Source organism: Stenotrophomonas acidaminiphila (genome assembly GCF_001431595.1).
GTDB lineage: Bacteria > Pseudomonadota > Gammaproteobacteria > Xanthomonadales > Xanthomonadaceae > Stenotrophomonas > Stenotrophomonas acidaminiphila.
Genome location: NZ_LDJO01000034.1, coordinates 1 through 4,203 on the forward strand (window position 1 = coordinate 1; position 4,203 = coordinate 4,203).

The window sequence follows — 4,203 nt, forward strand, 5'->3', positions numbered from 1 at the left end:
CATCAGCACCACCTGGCCGAGATCGGCCAGGTGGTGCTGATGAGCACGCTGGGCTTCGTGTTCGGTGCCTGGGTCCTGCTCGGCCTGGCGCTATGGCTGGAACCGGGCGCGGCGGCATTGGCGCTGCCGCTGGCCGTGCCGTGGGTGCGCATGCTGGGCATCGCCCTGCTGCTGGGTTTCGGCGCGATGTGGCTGCTGGTCGGTGCCGGCGGCCGCAGCATCGGCTGGCGCCGGCACCGGGTGTGGATACCGGACCGGCGCACGGTGCTGGAAGTCACCGCGCTGAGCCTGGTGGAGCTGGGGCTGGCGTCGGCCGCGTTCTACGTGCTGCTGCCGGCGCAGGACGGCGTGGGCTATATCGGCTTCGTCGGGCTGTACCTGGTGGCGGTGGTGGCCGGGCTGCTCTCCACGGTGCCGGCCGGGCTTGGGGTGTTCGAATGGAGCCTGCTCAAGCTGCTGCCGCAGGTGGCGCCGGCGGCCATCCTCGCCGCGGCAGTGGCCTACCGCGTCACCTATTACCTGGTGCCGCTGTTCCTCTCCACCCTGCTGGCTGGGCTGGCCGCCATCCGCCGGCCGCTGCGCAGCGGCGCCAGCACCGCCTGGAACGTGCTGCGCCCGTGGCTGCCGCAGGTCATCGCACTGGCGGTGTTCGCGGTCGGCGCGCTGCTGGTGATCGACGGCACCCTGCCGGCGCCGCGGCAGCGCGCGCTGCATGCGCCGCTGCCGATCGTGGAGACCTCGCACCTGCTGGGCAGCCTGGGCGGCGTGCTGCTGTTGCTGATCGGCCAGGGCCTGCAGCGGCGCAGCCATGCGGCATGGCTGATCGCGCTGGCGCTGAGCGTGGTGCTGCCGATCCCGGCCTGGCTGCGCGGCGGCCATGCGCTGGTGGCGCTGACCCTGCCGCTGGTGGCGGCGGCGCTGTGGTCGGCGCGGCGCGAGTTCTACCGGCAGGGCGCGCTGCTCGACGAGGCATGGTCCTGGCCCTGGCTGCGCAACGTGGCGCTGGTGCTGGTGGCCACGGTGTGGCTGCTGTTCTTCGTCTACAGCCATGTCGAGTACCAGAACGAGCTGTGGTGGCAGTTCGCCACCTCCGGCAATGCCCCGCGCGCGCTGCGCGCGCTGCTGCTGGTCAGCATCGTGGTGATCGTGTTCGGGCTGGCGCGGCTGCTGCACAGCACGCGCGCGCCGTTGCCGCTTCCCGATGCCGCGCTGCTCGAACAGCTGCGGCCGCTGCTGGCACGCGCGCACGACACCCAGGCCTGCCTGGCGATGACCGGCGACAAGGCGATCCTGCGCAGCGAAGACGGCAACGGCTTCGTGATGATGCAGCGCTACGGTGGTTCGCTGGTATCGATGGGCGACCCGGTCGGCCCGCCGGACACGGTGCGCACGTTGATCTGGAAGTTCCGCGAGGAGGCCGACCGGCTCGGCCTGCGCCCGGTGTTCTACCAGACCGGCGACCAGCACTGGCAGACCTATCTCGACCTGGGCCTGACCCTGGTCAAGCTCGGCGAGGAGGCGATGGTGTCGCTGGACGGCTTCAGCCTGGAAGGCAGCGCGCGTGCGGAACTGCGCCAGGCCTGGAACAAGGGCAGGCGCAGCGGCCTCGGCTTCCGCGTGGTGCCGGCCGAGGATGTCGCGGCGCTGCTGCCGGCGCTGGAGGCGATCTCCGACGCCTGGCTGGAGGAGAAGGCCGGCGACGAGAAGGGCTTCTCGCTGGGCAGTTTCGATCCCGCCTACCTGTGCCGTTTCCCGATGGCCCTGGTCGAAGCCGGGGGCCGGATCGTGGCGTTCGCCAACCTGTGGCAGGCACCCCTCGCGCAGGAATTGTCGGTGGACCTGATGCGGCACTCCGCCGATGCCCCCAAGGGCACCATGGACTTCCTGTTCATCGAACTGTTCCTGTGGGGCGCGGCCAACGGCCATACCCGCTTCTCGCTGGGCATGGCACCGCTGACGGGGCTGGCCGAACACCGCCTGGCCGGGCGCTGGAACCGCTTCGCCAACCTGGTCGCGCGCCACGGCGAGCGCTTCTACGGTTTTGGCGGCCTGCGCCGCTTCAAGTCCAAGTTCGCGCCGGAGTGGCGCCCGCGCTACCTCGCCGCGCCGGGCGGCATGCACCTGCCCGCCGCGCTGCTGGACGTGACCCGGCTCATTTCGCTGGATCCGCGCCGGCAGTCGAACTGAGCGCGCGCAGCTGCTGCAGGATCACCCGCGCCAGCCCCGCATAGTCGCCCTGGAAATGATGGTCGCCGGGCATGCGCACGACCTGCGCCGAACCGGCCGGCAACCGCGGGCACAGCGCATCGTCGTCGTCCTGGCCGTACACGCAGACCGTGCGCGCCGCCGGCAGCCGGCGCATCTCCGGGGCGATCGGCAAGCCGTCGCCATCGCCGCCCAGCCAGTTGCTGACGTGGAACTCGTAGTCGGCGTGCGTGCCCACCGACAGCAACGCCGTCATCGCCAGCATCGAGGCGGTATCGGCCGACAACCGGTTGATCGCCGCCGGCAGCACGTCGGCACCCTGCGAGAAGCCGAGCAGCACCAGCTTCGGGCGCTGCCACTGCCGCGCGTAGTGGCGGGCGATGCGGTCCAGGTCGGCGGCGAAACCGGCCGGCGTGCGCGCACTCCAGAAATAGCGCAGCGAATCCACGCCCACCACCGGGATACCGGCCTGGGCCAGCGCGCCGGCGACCTCCTTGTCCAGCCCGGCCCAGCCGCCATCGCCGGAAACGAACACGGCGAAAGTGTCGCCATTGCCGGCAGCCGGCACTTCCACCAGCGGCAGGCCGTCCAGCTCGTGCGGCACCGGCGGCAGGCTCACCCCGCGCTGCGCGCCCAGTACCTGCGCCGCGGCAACCTCGCCCGGCAGCGCGCTGCCGGCGGCAGTGCGCTGGAAGCGCCGCGCCAGCGGTACCGCCCGCGCGAAGGCCTCGACCTCACCCGCCGGACAGCGCGGTGCACGCCCCGGCGCGGCATCCAGCCACGGGAAGCCCAGCGCCACCGGCAGCAGCGTGCCGCCGTGGATACCGTCGCCGCAGATCATCCGCGCATCGTCCAGGCGCGGGCAGAAATCCTCGGTTAGCAGACCGGCGAACACGTCCGGGCCGGACTGCGCCGACACCGCATAGGCCAACGCCGCCCCGGCGCCATCGCCGCCAAGGATCGGCAGGTGGTAGGTCGGTACGCGCAGATAGGCCTGCACGTAACGCGAGAAATTCTCCACGTCGCCGGCGGAGAAGCCGCAGCTGCCCCCCGCCTTGGCCAGTACCCCGGCCAGGTGGCGGGTATCCACGTCCACCACCATCGCACCGTCGCGGCGCAGCGCCTGCAGTCGCGCCTGCCGCAGCGCGGCGTCGCCCTGCCCGGCGAACCACACCACCACCCGCTGCACCGGTCCGTCGGGCAGCAGCACCGGCACCCGTTCGAACCGACCGTGACTGACCGGCTCCACCGCCAGCGCCGGCGCGGCCAGCAGGCTCGACGCCATCACCACCACCAGAGCCAGCGACGCATATGCCATGAGAGCTTCCTTGACCGGGGAAACGGCAAGCCTACGCCTGCCGATGCGGGAACGGGGTGGAAACGCGGTGTCAGTCCTGCGCGTCCGGATGGCGCAGCTTCCACGCCGCCAGCGCCTGCCGGTAGCGCGCCAATTCGTCGGCATACAGGTCCAGTACGCACAGCGGACAGCCGCTGCCGCAGCACTCGTTGGGACCCGGCTCCTCCGGCGGCGTGGGCCGCGGGTCCGGGTCGGGCGTGGGGATGGGGATCGGGTTCATCGCGTCGGCCAGCGCGGCCGTCGTAAAAACAGGATGGAGCAATTCTAGGCCATGGGGCCGCCAGGCAGCCTCAACCTCAACATGCTGTTGCTGTTGCTGTTGCTGTTGCTGTTGCTGTTGCTGTTGCTGTTGCCGTGATTTTGCTCTGCTTTTTGCTTTTTGCTTTTTGCTTTTTGCTTTTGGCTTTTGGCTTTTGCCTTCCGGGTCCCCTTCCGCAGCGACGGAGCCGGCGGGAATAACCCGAAGGGCGGCGTGCAGGGATGCACGCCGTTTTTCTACGCGACAGGGGCGAACCGGAAATAGGCGAAGCCCTGCTTCGCCCCGGTGAGCGGGCTGGCGCCGTGAGGCGACTGCCCCGGCCCCAGCTGCATCGCAGCTGGGTCGCGTAGAAAAATCCCGCTGGCGGAGTGGACCCGCGGCA

At 70.8% G+C, this 4,203-nt stretch carries 3 protein-coding genes; 1 reads left to right on the forward strand and 2 read right to left on the reverse strand.

Annotated features, from left to right (window positions below; genetic code table 11):
• A partial coding sequence (mprF, locus tag ABB33_RS11795) for a bifunctional lysylphosphatidylglycerol flippase/synthetase MprF (RefSeq protein WP_056932244.1) occupies positions 1 to 2,187 on the forward strand: 2,187 nt, incomplete at its 5' end.
• Here the strand turns inward: mprF and ABB33_RS11800 are convergent.
• Positions 2,153 to 3,523 (reverse strand): virulence factor family protein, encoded by a 1,371-nt coding sequence (locus ABB33_RS11800; protein ID WP_056932245.1) that lies wholly within the window; start codon positions 3,521 to 3,523, stop codon positions 2,153 to 2,155. The two genes, mprF and ABB33_RS11800, sit on opposite strands and share 35 nt — an antisense overlap.
• Positions 3,524 to 3,593: 70 nt before the next feature.
• A complete protein-coding gene (locus tag ABB33_RS11805; RefSeq protein ID WP_056932246.1) occupies positions 3,594 to 3,782 on the reverse strand; it encodes an oxidoreductase-like domain-containing protein in 189 nt (62 codons plus the stop codon).
• Positions 3,783 to 4,203 lie beyond the last annotated feature (421 nt).